Annotated in this window: 16 protein-coding genes; 7 read left to right on the top strand and 9 right to left on the bottom strand. The window is 73.7% G+C overall.

Features of this window, described 5'->3' with window-relative positions:
- Positions 1-43 precede the first annotated feature (43 nt).
- The 7 genes from ACF1ED_RS11680 to ACF1ED_RS11710 form a co-directional block, all read right to left on the bottom strand.
- A complete protein-coding gene (locus tag ACF1ED_RS11680; RefSeq protein ID WP_391759121.1) occupies positions 44-559 on the bottom strand; it encodes a pyridoxamine 5'-phosphate oxidase family protein in 516 nt (171 codons plus the stop codon).
- 61 nt (positions 560-620) lie between these two features.
- Complete coding sequence (locus tag ACF1ED_RS11685; protein ID WP_391759123.1) at positions 621-998, bottom strand: VOC family protein; 378 nt, start codon at positions 996-998, stop codon at positions 621-623.
- A 41-nt stretch (positions 999-1,039) separates the two neighbouring features.
- Positions 1,040-1,759 carry a VWA domain-containing protein gene (locus ACF1ED_RS11690; RefSeq protein ID WP_391759125.1) on the bottom strand — a complete coding sequence of 240 codons (720 nt, stop codon included), beginning with the start codon at positions 1,757-1,759 and terminating at the stop codon, positions 1,040-1,042.
- 1 nt (position 1,760) lies between these two features.
- Positions 1,761-2,339, bottom strand: a complete 579-nt coding sequence (locus ACF1ED_RS11695; protein ID WP_391759127.1) for a PadR family transcriptional regulator — start codon at positions 2,337-2,339, stop codon at positions 1,761-1,763.
- Between the two features lie 340 nt (positions 2,340-2,679).
- Entirely contained in the window at positions 2,680-4,140 is a 1,461-nt protein-coding gene (locus tag ACF1ED_RS11700; protein WP_391759129.1) for a glutamate synthase subunit beta, read from the bottom strand.
- Positions 4,133-8,704: a glutamate synthase large subunit gene (gene gltB / locus ACF1ED_RS11705; protein WP_391759131.1), complete on the bottom strand. Its 4,572-nt coding sequence runs from the start codon at positions 8,702-8,704 to the stop codon at positions 4,133-4,135. The genes ACF1ED_RS11700 and gltB overlap by 8 nt, the downstream gene beginning before the upstream one ends.
- A 524-nt stretch (positions 8,705-9,228) precedes the next feature.
- A complete protein-coding gene (locus tag ACF1ED_RS11710; RefSeq protein ID WP_391759133.1) occupies positions 9,229-9,957 on the bottom strand; it encodes a VIT1/CCC1 transporter family protein in 729 nt (242 codons plus the stop codon).
- Between the two features lie 291 nt (positions 9,958-10,248).
- Between ACF1ED_RS11710 and ACF1ED_RS11715 the strand changes: the two genes are divergently transcribed.
- From ACF1ED_RS11715 to ACF1ED_RS11745, 7 genes are read left to right on the top strand one after another with little or no spacing between them, the layout of a single operon-like run.
- The gene (locus tag ACF1ED_RS11715; protein ID WP_391759135.1) at positions 10,249-11,241 is read left to right on the top strand and encodes an ADP-ribosylglycohydrolase family protein; all 993 of its coding nucleotides are present in this window, start codon (positions 10,249-10,251) and stop codon (positions 11,239-11,241) included.
- Positions 11,238-12,632, top strand: a complete 1,395-nt coding sequence (locus ACF1ED_RS11720; protein WP_391759137.1) for an ADP-ribosylglycohydrolase family protein — start codon at positions 11,238-11,240, stop codon at positions 12,630-12,632. The genes ACF1ED_RS11715 and ACF1ED_RS11720 overlap by 4 nt, the downstream gene beginning before the upstream one ends.
- Positions 12,613-13,764 carry an ADP-ribosylglycohydrolase family protein gene (locus ACF1ED_RS11725; RefSeq protein ID WP_391759139.1) on the top strand — a complete coding sequence of 384 codons (1,152 nt, stop codon included), beginning with the start codon at positions 12,613-12,615 and terminating at the stop codon, positions 13,762-13,764. The genes ACF1ED_RS11720 and ACF1ED_RS11725 overlap by 20 nt, the downstream gene beginning before the upstream one ends.
- The gene (locus ACF1ED_RS11730; RefSeq protein WP_391759141.1) at positions 13,761-15,161 is read left to right on the top strand and encodes an ADP-ribosylglycohydrolase family protein; all 1,401 of its coding nucleotides are present in this window, start codon (positions 13,761-13,763) and stop codon (positions 15,159-15,161) included. The genes ACF1ED_RS11725 and ACF1ED_RS11730 overlap by 4 nt, the downstream gene beginning before the upstream one ends.
- Complete coding sequence (rbsK, locus tag ACF1ED_RS11735) at positions 15,158-16,078, top strand: ribokinase (RefSeq protein WP_391759143.1); 921 nt, start codon at positions 15,158-15,160, stop codon at positions 16,076-16,078. Before ACF1ED_RS11730 ends, rbsK begins: the two co-directional genes overlap by 4 nt.
- Positions 16,075-17,286 (top strand): CaiB/BaiF CoA transferase family protein, encoded by a 1,212-nt coding sequence (locus tag ACF1ED_RS11740; RefSeq protein WP_391759145.1) that lies wholly within the window; start codon positions 16,075-16,077, stop codon positions 17,284-17,286. Before rbsK ends, ACF1ED_RS11740 begins: the two co-directional genes overlap by 4 nt.
- Positions 17,283-18,116 carry an HpcH/HpaI aldolase/citrate lyase family protein gene (locus tag ACF1ED_RS11745; protein WP_391759147.1) on the top strand — a complete coding sequence of 278 codons (834 nt, stop codon included), beginning with the start codon at positions 17,283-17,285 and terminating at the stop codon, positions 18,114-18,116. Before ACF1ED_RS11740 ends, ACF1ED_RS11745 begins: the two co-directional genes overlap by 4 nt.
- A gap of 79 nt (positions 18,117-18,195) precedes the next feature.
- On the opposite strand, the gene lgt is transcribed toward ACF1ED_RS11745, so the two are convergent.
- Positions 18,196-19,188, bottom strand: a complete 993-nt coding sequence (lgt, locus tag ACF1ED_RS11750; RefSeq protein WP_391759149.1) for a prolipoprotein diacylglyceryl transferase — start codon at positions 19,186-19,188, stop codon at positions 18,196-18,198.
- A 76-nt stretch (positions 19,189-19,264) separates the two neighbouring features.
- Entirely contained in the window at positions 19,265-20,086 is an 822-nt protein-coding gene (locus tag ACF1ED_RS11755; RefSeq protein ID WP_391759151.1) for a DsbA family protein, read from the bottom strand.
- Between the last annotated feature and the right edge of the window lie 28 nt (positions 20,087-20,114).

The following is a 20,114-nucleotide window of genomic DNA, read 5'->3' on the forward strand; positions in this document are numbered from 1 at the left end:
GCCCATTGTCGTCGCTCCGGAAGGCGCCGGGCGCGGGCCGGCCTCAGGCGCCGTCCTCGCGCGGCGGGGCGTCGTCGTTGCCCCGCCGCAGGGTGCGGGGCGCGCGCCCGGGCCGCCAGGTGGTGAAGCAGATCTCCTCGCCGTCCACCCAGGTCCGCACCACCTCGGCGGGCTCCGCCCGGAAGAGGTGGAAGGGCAGCGGCGCCCCGGCCTCGGCGGCGTACCGCGCGAGCGCGTCCGGGTCGGTGACCTCGACGGCCCGTCCCGAGATCCGCACGTCGCCGCCGCCCATGTCCGTGCCGGCGCCGGGGTTGGCGAGCAGCGAGAAGCGCGGGTCGCGGCGCAGGTCGAGGGCCTTGCGGGAGTTCGGCATCATGCCGAGCCACAGCTCACCGCCCCGGAAGTCGGCCTCGATGCCGCTGAGCCGCGGCGAGCCGTCCTTCCGGAGGGTGGCGAGGGCGTGGTGGGTGTACCGCCCGAAGCGCTCCCGCACGGTGGCGGCGAGCGCGGGCTCGGCGGCCTCGAAGGCGGCCCAGGTGGTGGTTCCGGTGTCTCCCATGGCTCCAGGAAACACCGGATACCCGACACCTACTGTCCGGATTGCTCCGGACGGCGCGCGCTCAGGAGGCCGCCCGCTCCGCCGCGCCGCGCTCCACGCAGAACTCGTTGCCCTCCGGGTCGGCCATCGTCGCCCAGCCGGTCCCGTCGGCGTTGCGGTGGTCGCCGACGAGGGTCGCGCCGAGGGCGAGCAGCCGCTCGACCTCCTCGTCGCGGGTGCGGTCCCGCGGCTGGAGGTCGAGGTGGACCCGGTTCTTGACCGACTTCGGCTCCGGGACCCGGATGAAGAGGAGGCCGGCCCCCTCCGACTCGACGAGGGCCTCGGGGTCGCCGGGGCGGTCGTCGTCGGAGACCTTTCCGTCCAGCACCTCCGCCCAGAAGCGGGCGAGGGCGTAGGCGTCGGCGCAGTCGATGGTCACGTGGCGTACGAGAGAACTCATCCGGCCATGATCCCCCCGGGCCCCGGCCGGGGCCATCGGTTTCAGGAGCGGACGATGCCCTGGGCGCGGGCGGCGGCGAGCCAGCGGGGGAACTCGGCGACCAGCCGGTCGTACAGCTCCGCGTCCGCGACCCGGCCGGGGTCCTTGCCGGCGTGGAAGAAGCCGGAGTTGTCGACGCACCGCCGCTCCGGGACGGCGAGTTCGTCGAGCCGGCGCAGGAAGTCGAACTGCTTGCTGCCGGGGTCGCCGAAGCCGACGAACTGCCAGAAGAGCGGCAGCCGGGCCGCCTTGCACACGTACCGTTCGGCGGCGAGCCGGTTGATGGGGCCGCCGTCGGTCTGGAAGACGACGAGGGCGGGCGCGGTGGCCCCGCTGTCGAGGTAGTGGTCGATGACGGCGTCCATCGCGAGGTGGTAGCTGGTCTTCCCCATGTGGCCGAGGCCGGAGACGATCCGCTCCACCCGGCCCTGGTGGTCGTCGAGCCGGATCTCGGTCTCGGCGTCGACCTCGGTGGAGAAGAAGACGACCGGCACCCGGCCGTCGTCGTCGAGCTGGGCGGAGAGTCCGAGGACCCGGTCGGCGAGGGCCTGGACGCTGCCGTCGTTGTAGTACGGCTTCATCGAGCCGGAGTAGTCGACCACCAGGTAGACGGCGACGCGCTGTCCGTCGACGCCGTGCCGCCGCAGCGACTCCCCCGCCGACTTGTAGAGGCTGACCAGCGCGGGCGCGGTCTCCTCCACCTTGCGCAGGCTCAGTGCCATGTCAGCGCTCCCCCTCGGCTCTCTCGATGTCGGCGAGCATGGCCTCGGCCAGGTCGCGTTCGGCTGCGTGGTACCGCTCGGCCCAGGTGAGGGTGAGCTGCGGGTAGGCCCACGCCTCGTCGGCGCCGGCCTCGGCCGCGTCGGCGGCGGCGCGCCGGCGCGGGGTCTCGGACCGGTCGCGGTGGCCGGCCAGGACCTCCCGGACGCGGCCGGGTTCGAGGAGGTGGCCGAACCAGAGCCGCAGCAGCGGTCCGTGCTTGAGGACGGGCGGATCGACGGGGGCGGTTCCCGCCCAGGCGCGGACGGCGGCCAGGCCGGCCCCGGTGATGCGGTAGTTCCGCTTGTCGCGGCTGCCGGACTCGGGGGCGACCAGCCGGGAGGTGGCGTAACCGGCCCTCTCCAGGCGGCGCGGCTCGCTGTAGATCTGGCTGAAGGACGGGCTCCAGTAGAAGAGCCCGAGCGAGCGGTCGGCCCACTTCTTGCAGTCGTAGCCGGACAGCTCCCGTCCGAAGGAGAGCAGTCCGAGCACCGCCCAGCTCGTCGCGGGAAGTCCGGGCACGGTCGCGTCGTCGTCCTCCACGGACCGCAGTGTACGGCTCTTCCTCCCTCCCCCTATGCCTGCCAGAAGTACTTCGATCAGGCATGCGCGGCCGCCGACGGGAGGGCGGAGACGGCCGTCGCCCGTGGGGAGCGGCTGCGCCGGAACGGCGTCGACCAGGTGATGTGCCTGATCCGGAGGGGCACGGTGCCGCAGGAGGTCTGCCTGGAGACCGTCCGGCAGTGGGGCCGGACGGTGATCGCGCGCTCCCGGGAGGCCCGGGAACGCGCCGCGGCGCCCGCCCGGGTGTCCTTGGTCGGGGACGGTGGGCGAGCGCCGCGCTCAGTTCCGTACGTCGTTGTACGGGACGTTCGGGGGCCGGTCAGACCAGCAGGGAGCGGTCCGTCGGGCGGATCGGGGCCGGCAGGGAGCTGGCTCCGGTCAGGTAGCGGTCCACGCCGCGGGCGGCGGAGCGGCCCTCGGCGATGGCCCAGACGATGAGCGACTGGCCGCGGCCCGCGTCACCGGCGACGTAGACGCCGTCGACGTTGGTGGCGAACTCCGCGTCGCGGGCGATGTTGCCGCGCTCGTCCAGCTCGACGCCGAACTGGGAGACCAGGCCGTTGACGACGTCCGTGCCGGTGAAGCCCATGGCGAGGGTGACCAGCTGGGCGGGGATCTTCCGCTCGGTGCCCGGCTTCTGGGTCAGCTTGCCGTCGACGAACTCGACCTCGATGAGGTGGAGGAACTGGACGTTGCCGTCCTCGTCGCCCTCGAAGTGGGTGGTGGAGACGGAGTAGACCCGCTCGCCGCCCTCCTCGTGCGCGGAGGTGACCTTGTAGAGCATGGGGAAGGTCGGCCAGGGCTGGTTGGCGCTGCGCTCCTCGCCCGGCTTCGGCATGATCTCCAGCTGGGTGACGGAGGCCGCGCCCTGGCGGTGGGCGGTGCCGACGCAGTCGGCGCCGGTGTCGCCGCCGCCGATGACGACGACGTGCTTGCCCTCGGCGGTGATCGGGGCGGCCACGAAGTCGCCCTCGACGACCTTGTTGGCGAGCGGCAGGTACTCCATCGCCTGGTGGATGCCGGCCAGCTCGCGGCCCGGGACGGGCAGGTCGCGGGCGGTGGTGGCGCCGGCGGCGACCACGACCGCGTCGAACCGCTTGCGCAGGTCGGTGGCGGTGATGTCGCGGCCGACCTCGACGCCGGTGCGGAACTTGGTGCCCTCCGCGCGCATCTGCTCGATGCGGCGGTTGATGTGGCGCTTCTCCATCTTGAACTCGGGGATGCCGTAGCGCAGCAGGCCGCCGATGCGGTCGGCGCGCTCGTACACGACCACGGTGTGGCCGGCCCGGGTCAGCTGCTGGGCGGCGGCGAGGCCGGCCGGGCCGGAGCCGATGACGGCGACGGTCTTGCCGGAGAGGCGCTCGGGCACCTGCGGCTTGACGTCGTTGGCGTCCCACGCCTTGTCGATGATGGAGACTTCGACGTTCTTGATGGTGACGGCCGGCTGGTTGATGCCGAGCACGCATGCCGACTCGCAGGGGGCCGGGCACAGCCGGCCGGTGAACTCCGGGAAGTTGTTGGTGGCGTGCAGGCGCTCCTGCGCCGCCGACCAGTCCTCGCGGTAGGCGTAGTCGTTCCACTCGGGGATCAGGTTCCCGAGCGGGCAGCCGTTGTGGCAGAACGGGATGCCGCAGTCCATGCAGCGGCCGGCCTGCTTGCTGATGATCGGCAGCAGGGAGCCGGGGACGTAGACCTCGTTCCAGTCGCGGACGCGCTCCGCGACGGGGCGGGTCTCGGCGACCTCGCGGCCGGTGGTGAGGAAGCCCTTCGGGTCAGCCATGGGTCGCCGCCTCCATCATCTTCTCGGTGGTCTCCTGCTCGGAGAGACCGGCGAGCTCAGCGGCGTCCTTGGCGGCGAGCACTGCCTTGTACGTGGTCGGGATGATCTTGCTGAAGCGGCTCGCCGCCGCGTCCCAGTCGGCGAGGAGCTTCTCGGCCACGGTGGAGCCGGTCTCCTCCTGGTGGCGGCGCACGACGTCGTGCAGCCACGCCTTGTCGGCGTCCGACGGGGTCTCGATCGCCCCGTGGTTGCCGGAGTTGACGTTCGACCGGTCGAGGTCGATGACGTAGGCGACGCCGCCCGACATGCCCGCCGCGAAGTTGCGGCCGGTCTCGCCGAGGACGACCGCCGTGCCGCCGGTCATGTACTCGCAGCCGTGGTCGCCCACGCCCTCGGAGACGACCAGGGCGCCGGAGTTGCGGACGCAGAAGCGCTCGCCGGTGCGGCCGCGCAGGAACAGCTCGCCGCCGGTGGCTCCGTACGCGATGGTGTTGCCCGCGATGGTGGAGTACTCGGCCAGGTGGTCGGCGCCCCGGTCGGGACGGACGATCACGCGGCCGCCGGAGAGGCCCTTGCCGACGAAGTCGTTGGCGTCGCCCTCCAGGCGGAGGGTGACGCCGGCCGGCAGGAAGGCGCCGAAGGACTGGCCGGCGGAGCCGGTGAAGGTGAGGTCGATGGTGTCGGCCGGGAGGCCGGCGCCACCGAACTTCTTGGTCACCTCGTGGCCGAGCATGGTGCCGACCGTGCGGTTGATGTTGCGGATCGCGACCTGGGCGCGGACCGGCTGGGCCTGCTCGGCCGAGGCGGCGTTCAGGGCCTCGGCGGCGAGCTGGATCAGCTCGTTGTCCAGGGCCTTCTCCAGGCCGTGGTCCTGCTCGATCAGGGCGTGGCGGACCGCGCCCTCGGCGAGCTCGGGCACGTGGAAGAGCGGCTCCAGGTCCAGGCCCTGCGCCTTCCAGTGGGTGACCGCGCGGCTGGTGTCGAGCAGCTCGGCGTGGCCGACGGCCTCCTCGATCGTGCGGAAGCCCAGCTCGGCGAGGATCTCGCGGACCTCCTGCGCGATGAACTCGAAGAAGTTGACGACGTACTCGGCCTTGCCGGAGAAGCGACTCCGCAGGACCGGGTTCTGGGTGGCGATGCCGACCGGGCAGGTGTCGAGGTGGCAGACGCGCATCATGACGCAGCCGGAGACGACGAGCGGCGCGGTCGCGAAACCGAACTCCTCGGCGCCGAGCAGCGCGGCGATGACGACGTCGCGGCCGGTCTTCAGCTGGCCGTCGGTCTGGACGACGATCCGGTCGCGCAGGCCGTTGAGCAGCAGGGTCTGCTGGGTCTCGGCGAGGCCGAGCTCCCAGGGGCCGCCCGCGTGCTTCAGCGAGGTCAGCGGGGAGGCGCCGGTGCCGCCGTCGTGGCCGGAGATGAGGACGACGTCCGCGTGGGCCTTGGAGACGCCCGCGGCGACCGTGCCGACGCCGACCTCGGAGACCAGCTTCACGTGGATGCGGGCCGCCGGGTTGGCGTTCTTGAGGTCGTGGATCAGCTGGGCCAGGTCCTCGATGGAGTAGATGTCGTGGTGCGGCGGCGGCGAGATGAGGCCGACGCCGGGCGTCGAGTGACGCGTCCTGGCGACCCACGGGTAGACCTTGTGGCCGGGCAGCTGGCCGCCCTCGCCGGGCTTGGCGCCCTGGGCCATCTTGATCTGGATGTCGTCGGCGTTGACCAGGTACTCGGAGGTGACGCCGAAGCGGCCGGAGGCGACCTGCTTGATCGCGGAGCGGCGCGCCGGGTCGTACAGGCGGTCCGGGTCCTCGCCGCCCTCACCGGTGTTCGACTTGCCGCCGAGCTGGTTCATGGCGATGGCGAGGGTCTCGTGCGCCTCCTGGGAGATGGAGCCGTACGACATGGCGCCGGTGGAGAAGCGCTTGACGATCTCGGAGACCGGCTCGACCTCGTCGACGGGGATCGACGGGCGGTCGGAGGTGAAGCCGAACAGGCCGCGGAGCGTCATCAGGCGCTCGGACTGCTCGTTCACCCGGTCCGTGTACTTCTTGAAGATGTCGTACCGCTTGTTCCGCGTGGCGTGCTGGAGGCGGAAGACGGTCTCCGGGTCGAAGAGGTGCGGCTCGCCCTCGCGGCGCCACTGGTACTCGCCGCCGATGTCCAGCGCGCGGTGCGCGGAGGCGATGCCGGTGGCCGGGTACGCCTTGGCGTGGCGGGCGGCGACCTCCTGGGCGACGACGTCCAGGCCGGCGCCACCGATCTTGGTGGCGGTGCCGTTGAAGTACCGGGCGACGAACTGCTCGTCGAGGCCGACGGCCTCGAAGACCTGGGCGCCGCGGTAGGAGGCGACGGTGGAGATGCCCATCTTCGACATGACCTTGAGGACGCCCTTGCCGAGGGCGTAGATCAGGTTGCGGATGGCCTGCTCGGGCTCGACGTCGCTGAGGAAGGTGCCGGCGCGGAGCAGGTCCTCGACGGACTCCATGGCGAGGTACGGGTTGACCGCCGCGGCGCCGTAGCCGATGAGCAGGGCGACGTGGTGGACCTCGCGGACGTCGCCGGCCTCGACCAGCAGGCCCACCATGGTGCGCTGCTTGGTGCGGATGAGGTGGTGGTGGACGGCCGCGGTGAGCAGCAGCGACGGGATCGGCGCGTGCTCGGCGTCGGAGTGCCGGTCGGAGAGGACGATCAGGCGGGCGCCGCCCTCGATCGCCGCGTCGGCCTCGGCGCAGATGGCGTCGATGCGGGCGGCGAGGGCCTCGCCGCCGCCGGAGACCCGGTAGAGGCCGGAGAGCGTGGCGGCCTTCATGCCCGGCATGTCGCCGTCGTGGTTGATGTGGATGAGCTTGGCCAGCTCGTCGTTGTCGATCACCGGGAAGGGCAGGGTGACCGAGCGGCAGGAGGCCGCGTTCGGGTCGAGCAGGTTGCCCTGGGGACCGAGGGAGGAGCGCAGCGAGGTGACGAGCTCTTCGCGGATGGCGTCCAGCGGCGGGTTGGTGACCTGCGCGAACAGCTGGGTGAAGTAGTCGAAGAGCAGCCGGGGGCGCGCGGAGAGGGCCGCGATCGGCGAGTCGGTGCCCATGGAGCCGATCGGCTCCAGACCGCTGCGGGCCATCGGGGCGAGGATGACGCGGAGCTCTTCCTCGGTGTAGCCGAAGGTCTGCTGGCGGCGGGTGACCGAGGCGTGGGTGTGCACGATGTGCTCGCGCTCGGGGAGGTCGGAGAGCTCGATCTCCCCGGTCTCCAGCCACTCGGCGTAGGGCTGCTCGGCGGCGAGGCCGGCCTTGATCTCGTCGTCCTCGATGATGCGGTGCTCGGCGGTGTCGACGAGGAACATCTTGCCGGGCTGGAGGCGGCCCTTGCGGACGACCCTGGCGGGGTCGATGTCGAGGACGCCGACCTCGGAGGAGAGGACGACGAGGCCCTCGTCGGTGACCCAGTAGCGGCCGGGGCGCAGGCCGTTGCGGTCGAGGACCGCGCCGACCTGGACGCCGTCGGTGAAGGTGACGCAGGCCGGGCCGTCCCAGGGCTCCATCATCGTGGAGTGGTACTGGTAGAAGGCGTGCCGCGCCGGGTCCATGGAGTCGTGGTTCTCCCACGCCTCGGGGACCATCATCAGGACCGAGTGGGGCAGCGAGCGGCCGCCGAGGTGGAGCAGCTCCAGGACCTCGTCGAAGGAGGCCGTGTCGGAGGCGTCCGGCGTGCAGATCGGGAAGATCCGGTCGAGGCCCTTGCCGTCGCGGCTCTCGCCGAAGACGTCGGTGGCGAGCTGGGCCTCGCGGGCGGTCATCCAGTTGCGGTTGCCCTTGACCGTGTTGATCTCGCCGTTGTGGGCGACGAAGCGGTACGGGTGGGCGAGCGGCCAGCTCGGGAAGGTGTTGGTGGAGAACCGGGAGTGGACGAGGGCGATGGCGGAGGCCAGGCGCCGGTCCGACAGGTCCGGGAAGAAGGGCTCCAGCTGGCCGGTGGTCAGCATGCCCTTGTAGACGATGGTGCGGGCGGAGAGCGACGGGAAGTACGTCGCGGCCTCGCGCTCGGCGCGCTTGCGCAGCACGAACGCCTTGCGGTCCAGCGCGATGCCGGTGCTGTCGCCGCCGGCGACGAAGAGCTGGCGGAAGACCGGCATGGTGGAGCGGGCGGTGGCGCCGAGCAGGGCGGGGGCGACGGGGACCTCGCGCCAGCCGAGGACGGTGAGGCCCTCGTCGGCGGCGATGGCCTCGATCGCGGCGGCACTCTCGTCGGCGGTGTCGACGGGGAGGAACGCGGTGCCCACCGCGTACGCGCCGGCCTCGGGCAGCGCGAAGTCGGTGACCTCGCGGAAGAAGGCGTCCGGGACCTGGAACAGGATGCCGGCGCCGTCGCCGGAGTCCGGCTCGGAGCCGGTGGCACCGCGGTGTTCGAGGTTGCGCAGTACGGTCAGCGCCTGCTCGACCAGCGCGTGGCTGGCCACACCGGTGAGGGTGGCCACGAACCCGACACCGCAGGCGTCGTGCTCGTTACGGGGGTCGTACATGCCCTGGGGGGCGGGGCGACCGTCCATGGGCGACCAGGCGTCGGAACGCATCGGCTCTCCCGTCGTCGTCGTGGCATATGGAGCTGCCGAGGGACGACGTTGGCCCTCCGCGAAATTTCGTGCAGGTTACATGATGGAGTGCTTCTCGCCTAGCGGATAGCTCGTTCCAGCATGCGGACACCTCCGACACGGAGCGGTGGTGCGCGTTCACCTGTTCTCTCTGGGTGCGGGCGCAGTGACGGCACCGTGACTGCTCCGCGGGGGACGGAACCGTACCGGTCCGTCGGGGGAGGGCTTCGTTGCCCAACGACGCTTCAGCCTCTTTCCCGGTGGTCACGGGTTCGAAACCGCCGGGTAACCGGCTACATATGTGGCGTCCTGCATAGTGTCTCACCGCTGCGCGCCTTCCGGTCAGGGATATTCGTCACAGCGAGGATGCGTCTTCCATCCCGTTATGTCACCCCGAAAAGCCCGAAAGGCCCCTTGCGGGGGCCTCTCGGGCTTCTGCGGTGGTACGGATTCCGTCGCGACCGTCACGCAGCGGGATCAGGCCAGGTGGGGCCGGGTCCCGGTGGTCACACGGCGGCACCGATGAGCATGCCGAGCCCGTACGTGACGGCCGCGGCGGCACCGCCGAGCACCAGCTGGCGCAGACCGCTGAACAGCCAGCCGCGGGCGGTCACCCGGGCCACCAGCGCGCCGCAGGCGAAGAGCCCGACGAGCGCGAGGAGCACGGCCGGCCAGAGCGACGTCGCGCCCAGCAGGTACGGCAGCAGGGGCAGCAGCGCGCCGAGCGCGAAGGAGCCGAAGGACGAGACGGCGGCGACGACCGGCGACGGCAGGTCGTCGGGGTCGATGCCCAGCTCCTCGCGGGCGTGGATCTCCAGCGCCTGCTCGGGGTCCTTCGACAGCTGCATGGCGACCTCGCGGGCGAGCGCGGGCTCGACGCCCCGGGAGACGTACAGGGCGGCCAGCTCCTCCATCTCGTCGATCGGGTGCTTGCGCAACTGGCGGCGCTCCACGTCCAGTTCCGCCTGGACCAGCTCGCGCTGCGAGGCGACGGAGGTGTACTCGCCGGCCGCCATGGAGAAGGCGCCGGCCGCGAGTCCGGCGAGGCCGGTGACGACGATGGTCCCCGAGGAGACCGCGCCGCCCGCGACACCGGTCATCAGGGCGAGGTTGGAGACGAGTCCGTCCATCGCGCCGAAGACGGCGGGCCGCAGCCAACCGCCGTTCACGTCGCGGTGGGTGTGGTTGTCGCGGTGGGCCTCGTGCAGTGGTGCCTGGGCCTCGATGATGGACATGGTTCTCCCCTCGTTCCGGCGGGCCGGGTCGCACCCGCCGCCCCCAACACCCTCGAAAATACGCCCGATGTAAGGGGCGCGCCAGCAAGGCAGGCCGTACTTAGTAAGGCCCGCCTCAGTGTGGGAAGCCTTGCCTGACGCCCGCTCACCAGGGCTCTCCGTACTGCCGGACGGATGACAGACGGGTGACAGAAGCCGCCCACCGGGGAGTCGTCGGCCCGTCGTGGCACAGATCCAGGCGAGGGGGTACCGCCGAAGAGGTGCCCCGCACCGAGGGAAGGGCGCGCGGAGATGGTGACCACGACATGCGACACCCGGGAACGGGCGAGAGGGGCGCTGCTCGGCCTCGCCGTCGGCGACGCGCTGGGCGCCCCCGCCGAGAACATGAAACCGTCCGAGATCCGCCGCCGGTGGGGCCGGATCGAGGGCTTCCTGACGGACCGTCCGGCCGGCACGGACGACACCGAGTACGCGATCTTCTCCGCGCTGCTGCTGGCCCGGCACGGCTCGGCCCTCACCGTCGCCCACGTCGAACGGGCCTGGCACCACTGGATCGCCGACCTCGACGAGGGCCCCTTCCGCGGCGCCGGCTTCTCCGAGCGCGGCACCCTGGAGAACCTCCGGCGCGGCCTGGCCGCCCCCATCTCCGCCCAGCACCGGCACGCGTGGTCGGACGGACTCGCCATGCGGGCGGCCCCCTTCGGCGTCTTCGCGGCCGGCCGGCCGGAGGAGGCGGCCCGGCTCGTCGCCATCGACGGCAGCGTCAGCCACGAGGGGGAGGGCATCTACGGCGGACAGGCGGTGGCCGCGGGCGTCGCGGCGGCGATGTCCGGCGCGACCGTCACCTCCGTGATCGCGGCGGCCCTCTCGGTGATCCCCATGGACTCCTGGACGGCCCGCTCCCTGCGCCGCGCGGTGGTCGCCGCGCAGCGCGTCCAGCCGGACCCGCTCACCCGTGAGCGCCAGGTCCGCTCGGCGGTCGTCATCGGCGGCTACCCCTGGACCGACCTCGCCCCCGAAGCGGTCGGCCTCGCCTTCGGCGCCTTCGCGGCGGCCCGCGGCGACTTCCGCACGGCGGTCCTGACGGCCGTGAACATGGGCCGCGACGCCGACACGACGGCCGCGGTCGCCGGCGCGCTGGCCGGCGCGGCGGGCGGGGTCCGCGCGATCCCCGAACCCTGGGCGACGGCCATCGCCCCCGTCACCGGCAGCTGCCTGCCCTCCATGCGCGGCTACCACGTCCTCGACGTGGCCGACCTCCTGACCGAAGAGGACCCCCGATGAGCGCCGACCTCACCACCACCGAGCCGGCGCCCCCGGCCGCCGACACCCGTTCCGCACCGGCTGTGGGCACCCGTTCCGCAGGGCGGAACGGGTGGGCACAGCCCCCGATGCCGGGCACCGACGCGCAGAGCCTCGCCCCCCTGGACCCTCCCCCGGCACCCGGCACCCCCGTAGAGGCACCCGCGCCGCACGCCACAGGGGCCTGGGGCGCGCCCCAGGGGGCCCCGCGGTCCGCGCCGACGCGCAGGGCGGACCGCGAGAAGACCGAGGGCCTCCTCCTGGGCCTCGCCGCGGGCGACGCCGCCGGCTGGCCCGCCGCACGCCACCGCGCCGCCCGGATGCCCGAGTGGACCCGCCGCCTCACCCGCGAGCTCGACACCTTCGCGGAACAGAACGCCACGACCACCCTCCCCGTCCCGATCGCCCTGAACCAGCCCCCGGAGCCCCTCCGCCTCGGCCCCTCCGACGACGCCGAGTGGGCGGCCTTCACGGCGGAGGCGGTCCTGGCCGCCGACGGCCCCCTCTTCGCCGCCCTCCCCCGCGAGCGCCGGCTCCGCGCCGCCGTGGACCTCGCCTGGAACCACCTCGCGGGCCAGGTCGCAGCCGCCGCCGACCGCGCCCCCGAGATCGAGTCCGCCGTCCTCCCCCTCCGCGCCCGCATCTCCGTCCGCGCCGGCCTCGGCAACCTCGCGACCGGCCTGCGCCCGCCCGCCACCGGCCACGACAACCCGCACTACTTCGACGACGCCGCCTGCGTCCGGGCCGCCGTCCTCGCGGTCGTCCACCCCGGCGACCCCCGTGCCGCCGCCGAACTCGCCGAGTTCGACGCCCGGTACACCCAGGACGGCGACGGCGTGCACGGCGCCCGCGCCACCGCCGCGGCCGTCGCGGCGGCGCTCGGCGGCGCGGACCCGGACACCGCCGTCGAGGCCGCGCTGGCCGAACTCCCGTCCGCCACCGAGATCGGCCGCAACGCCCGCCACGCCGTGAAGCTGGCCCGCACCGCCGACTCCGCCTTCGATCTGGTCCCCCTCCTGGAGCACCAGATCGTCGACCACGTGTACAGCTACGGCATCGCCGCCGCCGAGACCGTCCCCGTGGCGCTCGCCCTGACCGTCGCCGCGCGCGGCGCGATGACCGCCGCGGTCCCGGCCGCGGCCTGCCTGTCCCGGGTCGCGGACTCCGCGCCCGCCCTGGCCGGGGCGCTCACCGGCGCCCTGGGCGGCGGCCGTTCGGTGCCGGCCAGCTGGCGGGACGCCTGCCGGACGCTCTCGGGCTGCGCGCTCCCCCGCCTCGCCGGTACCGACCTGGTGGAACTCGCCGGGCTCCTGGGAGCCACGGAACCGGCGCCCCCAGGTGGACAATTCAGACATGACACCCACTCTGGATGACCGGATCACCGGAAGTCTCCTCGGTGCCGCCGTGGGCGACGCCCTCGGCGGCCCCGTGGAGGGGTACACCCCCGAGCAGATCGCCGAACGCCACGGAGGCAGGGTCACCGGCGTCGTCGGCCCCTGGAACGGCGACTCCTGGCGCACCGCCCGCCCCATCGCCCCGTACCACAAGGGCGACGGGCACGTCACCGACGACACCCTGATGACCCACGCGCTGATCCGGGTGTACGCGACGGTCCGCGACCACCTCGACGCGTACGCGGTCGCCGACCACCTCGTCCCCGAACTCATGGGCACGCCCGTGTGGATCCCCGAGCTGGAGGCGGAGGCCCTCCCCCTCCAGCGCGTCTTCCTCGCCGAGAAGTGGCTGGTCGCCCGCCTCCACTACGGGCACAACGACCCGCGCGAGGCCGGCGCCGGGAACATCGTCAACTGCGGCGCCGCGATGTACATGGCCCCGGTCGGCCTGGTGAACGCCGCCGACCCGCACGGCGCCTACGCCGAGGCCCTCGACATCGCGGGCGCCCACCAGTCCTCGTACGGCCGCGAGGCCGCGGGCGTCTTCGCGGCGGCGGTCGCGGCGGCCTGCGTCCCCGGCGCCACCCCGCGCACGGTCGTCGACACCGTCCTCTCCCTCGCGAAGGACGGCACCCGCGCCGCGATCGAGGCGGTCGCCGAAGTCGCCGTCCGGCACCGCGACTTCGAGTCCGCCCTGGTGCCGCTGCGCAAGGCGGTCGCGCCGTACGACTCCGTCGGCCCCGACTACCGCAACCCGGGCCTGGACGCCCGCCGTCCCTCCCGCCTCCACTCCATCGAGGAGCTGCCGATCGCGCTCGGCATGCTCCTGGTCGGCGAGGGCGACTACCGCCGTACGGTCCTCGGCGCGGTCAACTACGGGCGCGACTGCGACTCCATCGCCACCATGGCGGGCGCGGTCGCCGGCGCCCTGCACGGCGAGGCGGCGGTCCCCGCCGAATGGGCGAAGCGGGTCGCGGAGGCCAGCCGCCTCGACCTGCACGCCCCGGCGACGGCCCTCGCCGCCGTGGCCCACGAGGTCTTCGCCCGCGACACCGCCCGCCGCCGGGCCCACGAGTCCGCCCGCGCCGCCCTGACGGACGCCTCCCGGTGACGCCCGCCGCTCCGGCCCCCGGCGCCGCCTCCGTGCGGCTCACCTGGGTGCAGCCCGAGGACCTCGTCGGGCACGAGCTGCGGCAGGCCGCCGAGGACGGACGGGAGGCCGGGAAGATCGCCGACCGCTGGTTCGCGGCCGGCGGGCACCCCGCGCCGGCCACGGCCGGCGCCTCCCCCGCCGCCGGGCCCGGACTCAGGGCGCTCGCCGGGGAACTGCTCGACGAGCTCGCCGCCCTCCCCTCCCCCCTCGCCGACGCCGAGCCCACCGCGCTCGACGCGATCGTCGCCGCCTGCCCCGACTTCCCCGCCCCGCCGCCCGGCGGAGCGGCCCACGACCCCGCCCTCCGCGACCGTCTGCACGCCGCCTGGCTCGGGCGCGCCGCCGGGTGCCTGCTCGGCAAGCCCGTCGAGAAGCTGCCGCTCGACGCGATCCGGGCGCTCGCCCGGGCGGCCGGGAACTGGCCGCTCGACGACTGGTTCACCGCCCGCGGAGTGCCGCCGGAGCTGCTCGCGGCCCATCCCTGGAACCGCCGCTCCGCCGCCACCTCGCTCGCCGAGACCATCGACGGGATGCCCGAGGACGACGACCTCAACTACCCCCTCCTCGCCCTGCTCCTCCTCCGCCGCCACGGCCGCTCCTTCACCACCGCCGACGTGGCCCGGCTCTGGCTGGACGAACTCCCCGCCGGCCGTGCCTTCACCGCCGAGCGGATCGCCTACCGCAACCTCCTCGACGGCATCGAGCCGCCGCTGACCGCCCTCCACCGCAACCCCTTCCGGGAGTGGATCGGCGCCCAGATCCGGGCCGACGCGCACGGCTGGACCCACCCCGGGGACCCGGCCGCGGCCGCCGCCCAGGTCCACCGGGACGCCGTCCTCAGCCACACCGGCAGCGGCGTCCACGGCGCGATGTTCGTCGCCGCCACGGTGGCCGCCGCCGCGAGCGGCACCGCCGACGTCCACCGGGCGCTGGCCGCCGGCCTCTCCGTCGTCCCGCCCCGCTCCCGGCTCGCCGAAGCCGTCCGGTACGGCATCGCCGCCGCCCGCGCCACCCCGGACCTCGACACCCTCGTGGACCGGCTGCACGCCCGGTACGGCGGGTACCACTGGGTCCATGCCGTGCCGAACACCGCGCTGCTCGCCGCCGCCCTCACCCACGCCGACGGCGACTTCACCCGCTCGGTCTGCGCGGCCGTCTCCGGCGGCTGGGACACCGACTCCAACGGCGCCACCGCCGGCTCCGTGGCCGGCCTCCTCGCCGGGCACCCGGACCGGCTCCCCGCCCGCTGGACCTCCCCCCTGAAGAACCGGCTCGCGACCTCGGTGCCGTCCTTCGACGGCATCGGCTTCGACGCCCTCGCCGATCTGACCCACCTGGAGGCAGTACGCCCATGACCAGCATCGTGGTGCTCGGGAGCACCAACATGGACCTCGTGGCCTACGTGGCGAAGGCCCCGGCACGCGGCGAGACGGTCACCGGCCGCTCGTTCCGCACGATCCCCGGCGGCAAGGGCGCCAACCAGGCGGTCGCCGCCGCCCGCGCGGGCGGCGAGGTCGCCATGATCGGCGCGGTCGGCTCCGACGACTTCGGATACCGGCTCCGCGACACCCTGGAGCACTGCTCCGTCGACACCGACCTGCTCCGCACCGTCGAGGGCCCCTCGGGCACCGCCCACATCGTCGTGGACGACGAGGGCGGCAACGCCATCGTCGTGGTGCCCGGCGCCAACGGCACCGTCACCTCCCTCAGCCACGGCGACGAAGCCCTGATCGACACCGCCGACCTGCTCCTCCTCCAGCTCGAACTCCCCCTCTCCGTCGTCGTCGACGGCGCCGCGCACGCCCGCCGGCGCGGGGTGAAGACCGTCCTCACCCCGGCCCCCGTCCAGCCGCTGCCGCCCGAACTCTTCGACGTCACCGACCTGCTGGTGCCCAACGAGCACGAGGCCACCGCGCTCACCGGCCGCGCCGACCCGCACGCCGCCGCGCTCGCCCTCCTCGAAGTCGTCCCCGAGGTCGTCGTCACCCTCGGCGCGGCCGGCTGTCTCTACGCGGCGCGCGGCGCGGAGCTGCTCACCGTGCCCGCCCCCCGGGTGCGGGCCGTGGACACCACCGCGGCCGGCGACACCTTCGTCGGCGCCCTCGCGGTCGCCCTCGGCGAGGGCCGCCCCGTGCCCGAGGCGCTGACCTGGGCCGGCACGGCCGCCTCGCTGTCCGTCCGGCGCGAGGGCGCGTCGACCTCGATGCCGTACCGCACCGAGATCGACGCGGCCCTCGGCACCCCCGAGACCCTGGAGGCCGGTCCCGCATGACCACCCCGCCCCCGTCCGAGAAGCTCCCGCCCCTCCACGGACTGCGCGTCCTCGACCTGGCGACGCTCTTCGCCGGGCCGCTGGCCGCCATGATGCTCGGCGACTTCGGCGCCGACGTCGTCAAGGTCGAGCACCCCCGCAAACCGGACCCGTCCCGGGGCCACGGCCCCGCCAAGGACGGGGTCGGCCTGTGGTGGAAGGTCCTGGGCCGCAACAAGCGGACCGTCACCCTCGACCTCTCCGCCCCCGGCGGCCGGGACGCCCTGCTCCGGCTGGCCGCCGACGCCGACGTGATCGTGGAGAACTTCCGCCCCGGCACCCTGGAACGCTGGGGCCTGGGCTGGGAGGAGCTGTCCGCGGTCAACCCCCGCCTCGTACTGGCCCGGGTCACCGGCTTCGGGCAGTTCGGCCCGTACGCCCACCGCCCCGGCTTCGGCACCCTCGCCGAGGCCATGAGCGGCTTCGCCGCGATCACCGGCGAACCGGACGGCCCCCCGACCCTGCCCCCCTTCGGCCTCGCCGACTCGATCGCCGCCCTCGCCACCGCGTACGCGGTGATGACCGCGCTCACCGCCAGGACGACGACCGGCGAGGGCCAGGTCGTCGACATGGCCATCATCGAACCGATGCTCTCCGTCATCGGCCCCCACCCCCTCTGGTACGACCAGCTCGGCTACGTCCAGCCGCGCACCGGCAACCGCTCCCGCAACAACGCCCCCCGCAACACCTACCGGACCTCCGACGGCTCCTGGGTGGCCGTCTCCACCTCGGCGCAGTCCATCGCCGAGCGGGTGCTGCGCCTGGTCGGCCGCCCCGAGCTGATCGACGAGCCGTGGTTCGCCGACGGCACGGGCCGGGCCGCGCACGCCGACGAACTCGACGAGGCGGTCGGCACCTGGATCGCCCGCCGCACCCGCGACGAGGCCATGGCCGCCTTCGAGAAGGCGGAGGCGGCGATCGCCCCGGTCTACGACGTCCGGGACGTCCTCGAAGACCCCCAGTACCGGGCGCTCGGCACGGTCACCGAGGTGCCGGACCCGGAGCTGGGCCCGATCCGCATGCAGAACGTCCTCTTCCGGCTCTCCGGGACCCCCGGCGGGATCCGCTGGGCCGGCCGCCCGCACGGCGCCGACACCGACGAGGTCCTGACGGCGGCCGGCTTCGCCCCGGCCGAGATCAGCGCCCTGCGCGCCCAGGGGGCGGTATGAGCGCCCCGGGCACCGTGAACGGCGGGCGGCGCGGCCGTCTCCCCCTCACCTGGCTGTACGCCCCCGGCGACCGCCCCGACGTGGTCGGCAAGGCGCTCGGCTCCGGCGCCGACGTCGTCATCGTCGACCTGGAGGACGCGGTCGCCCCGGACCGCAAGGCGTACGCCCTCGACGCCACCGTCGACCTGCTCTCCGACGCCCACCCGGTCCCGGTGCACGTCCGCATCCACACCCCGCGCGACATCCCCGTCCTGGCCTCCCTCCCCGGCCTCGGCGGTCTCCGTGTCCCCAAGGTGACACACGCCGCCGACATCCACCGGATCAGCGAGCTCGCGCCCGGCCTGCCGCTCTACCCGCTCCTGGAGAACGCGCTGGCCGTGGAGCAGGCGTACGCCATCGCCACCGCCCATCCGGCGGTCCGCGGCCTCTCCCTCGGCGAGGCCGACCTCCGCGCCGACCTGGGGGTGCGGGAGGACGGCGGGCTCGACTGGCCGCGCAGCCGGATCGTGGTCGCCGCCCGCGCCGCGAAGCTGCCGCCGCCGGTGCAGTCGGTCCACCCGGACATCGGGGACCTCGCCGCGCTCGCCGCCGGCTGCGCCCGGGGCCGGGCGCTCGGTTTCCTCGGCCGGGCGGCCATCCACCCCCGGCAGCTGCCGGTCATCGAGCGGGCCTACCTGCCGACCCCGCAGGAGGTCGACGCGGCCCGCGCGGTGGTGGCGGCGGCCGAGACCGACCGGGGCGCGCTGGCCCTGGCGGACGGCCGGTTCGTGGACGCCGCGGTGGTGGCGGGCGCCCACCGGGTCCTCGCCCTCGCGGAGCGCGTCGGCTGATCCTCGCCCGGGCACGCGCGAGGGCCGCCGGGACCCGTTCGGTCCCGGCGGCCCTCGTGTCGTCCGTGCGGAAGGGGCGTCAGCCCTTGGCGGCCGACCCGGCGCCGTTCCCGGCCCCGTTCTTCTCCACGTCGTCGGAGGCGGCGGGGGCCTCGGAGTCGTCCGGGCCGCCGTCCGCGTCGGCCTTCGCGGTGTCCGCGTCCTCGGCCTCCCCGGAGTCGTCCGTCTTCTCCGTCTTCTCCGTCTCCACCGGCCTGCGCGAGCGCGGCTCCACGGTCTCCTCTCGGCCCGGGCGGACCCGCGCCGAGACGACCATGTAGACGACGGCCAGCAGGAAGACGACGATCGCGGTCCACACGTTCAGCCGCAGGCCCAGGATGTGGTGGGCCTCGTCGACGCGCATGTACTCGATCCAGCCGCGGCCGGCGCAGTAGGCGGCCACGTACAGGGCGAAGGCGCGGCCGTGGCCGAGCTCGAAGCGGCGGTCGGCCCAGATGACGAGGAGGGCGACGCCGACGCACCACAGCGACTCGTAGAGGAAGGTCGGGTGGTAGAGCCCTGCCTCGCGGTTGGCGCTCTCGGTGATCTTCAGCGCCCACGGCAGGTCGGTCGGCTTGCCGTACAGCTCCTGGTTGAACCAGTTGCCCCAGCGGCCGACGGCCTGCGCCAGGGCGATGCCGGGCGCGATGGCGTCCGCGTACGCGGGCAGCGGGATGCCCCGGCGGCGGCAGCCGATCCAGGCGCCGACGGCGCCGAAGGCGATGGCGCCCCAGATGCCGAGGCCGCCCTCCCAGATCTTGAAGGCGTCGACCCAGTTCTCACCCTCGCTGAAGTACAGCTGGTAGTCGGTGATCACGTGGTAGAGGCGTCCGCCGACGAGGCCGAAGGGCACCGCCCAGACGGCGATGTCGGCCACGGTGCCGGCGGTGCCGCCCCGGGCGATCCAGCGCTTGTTGCCGAGCCAGACGGCGACGAAGACACCGAGGATGATGCAGAAGGCATAGCCGCGCAGCGGGACCGGTCCGAGGTGGATGACACCGGTCGACGGGCTGGGAATGTAGGCAAGGTCCATGGCAGGTCCGACGCTACCCTGCCGGACGGGCGGACCGGCAGCCCGCCCGGCAACTTCTGGGTAACCTTCCGCCCGGCTAGCCCGCCGAGGGGGAGGCCGTGCCGGGCTTCTTGCCCTTGTTGGCCTCGGCGACCCACTTCTTCAGGTTCTCCGGCGAGATCTGCTCGCCGCCCTTGGTCGGGAAGATCGATTCTCCGTTGAGCAGGACCGACGGGGTGCCGCGGAAACCGCCGTTCTGGAACGCCTCGTTGGACTTCTCGACCCAGCTGTCGTGGGTGCCGTCCTGCACGCAGGAGCGGAACGACGGGGTGTCGAGGCCGGGGACCTTGGCGGCCAGCTCGATCAGCTTGGCGTTGTTCCCGAAGGCGTCGTCGGTCTCCTGCGGCTGGTTGGTGTAGAGCGTGTCGTGGTACGGGGTGAACTTGCCGGCGTCCTGGGCGCAGGCCGCCGCGTTCGCCGCCCGGAGCGAACCGCTGCCGCCCATGTTGCCGTCGATGAGGGTGGCCAGGTGGTACTCGGCCTTGAGCGCTCCGGATGCCTCCAGCTCGTGGATGGAGTCCCGCATGACGTTCTCGAACTGGGCGCAGGCCGGGCAGCGGAAGTCCTCCCAGATCTGGAGGGTGGAGGGGGCGTCCGCCTTCCCGGTGGGGATGGCCGGCTTGTCGCCCTCGATCGCGCCGGCGGGGGCGACGACCGGACCGGCCTTGTCGGACCCGGAGTCCTTGTCTCCGCTCGCGGCGATCACGCCGACGACGGCGGCGAGGCCGAGGACGCCGACCACTCCCGCCGTCACGATCAGGACCCGCCGCTGCTTCTCGCGGGCCTTCTCGCGCTCGCGCTGCTGTTGAAGGCGCTCCCGCGCGCTCTTGTTGCTACCGTCACGGTTCTTCTCGCTCACGCCCACAGCAACGAACCGGGGAGGCGCG

The sequence above is a fragment of the Streptomyces sp. NPDC014656 genome, from assembly GCF_043084305.1.
In the GTDB taxonomy this organism is placed as follows: domain Bacteria; phylum Actinomycetota; class Actinomycetes; order Streptomycetales; family Streptomycetaceae; genus Streptomyces.

Coding starts and splice junctions, on each gene's coding strand:
- ACF1ED_RS11680 (WP_391759121.1), bottom strand. CDS start 559: ATGGGAGACACCGGAACCACCACCTGGGCCGCCTTCGAGGCCGCCGAG.
- ACF1ED_RS11685 (WP_391759123.1), bottom strand. CDS start 998: ATGAGTTCTCTCGTACGCCACGTGACCATCGACTGCGCCGACGCCTAC.
- ACF1ED_RS11690 (WP_391759125.1), bottom strand. CDS start 1,759: ATGGCACTGAGCCTGCGCAAGGTGGAGGAGACCGCGCCCGCGCTGGTC.
- ACF1ED_RS11700 (WP_391759129.1), bottom strand. CDS start 4,140: ATGGCTGACCCGAAGGGCTTCCTCACCACCGGCCGCGAGGTCGCCGAG.
- gltB (WP_391759131.1), bottom strand. CDS start 8,704: ATGCGTTCCGACGCCTGGTCGCCCATGGACGGTCGCCCCGCCCCCCAG.
- ACF1ED_RS11710 (WP_391759133.1), bottom strand. CDS start 9,957: ATGTCCATCATCGAGGCCCAGGCACCACTGCACGAGGCCCACCGCGAC.
- ACF1ED_RS11715 (WP_391759135.1), top strand. CDS start 10,249: ATGGTGACCACGACATGCGACACCCGGGAACGGGCGAGAGGGGCGCTG.
- ACF1ED_RS11720 (WP_391759137.1), top strand. CDS start 11,238: ATGAGCGCCGACCTCACCACCACCGAGCCGGCGCCCCCGGCCGCCGAC.
- ACF1ED_RS11725 (WP_391759139.1), top strand. CDS start 12,613: ATGACACCCACTCTGGATGACCGGATCACCGGAAGTCTCCTCGGTGCC.
- rbsK (WP_391759143.1), top strand. CDS start 15,158: ATGACCAGCATCGTGGTGCTCGGGAGCACCAACATGGACCTCGTGGCC.
- ACF1ED_RS11740 (WP_391759145.1), top strand. CDS start 16,075: ATGACCACCCCGCCCCCGTCCGAGAAGCTCCCGCCCCTCCACGGACTG.
- ACF1ED_RS11745 (WP_391759147.1), top strand. CDS start 17,283: ATGAGCGCCCCGGGCACCGTGAACGGCGGGCGGCGCGGCCGTCTCCCC.
- lgt (WP_391759149.1), bottom strand. CDS start 19,188: ATGGACCTTGCCTACATTCCCAGCCCGTCGACCGGTGTCATCCACCTC.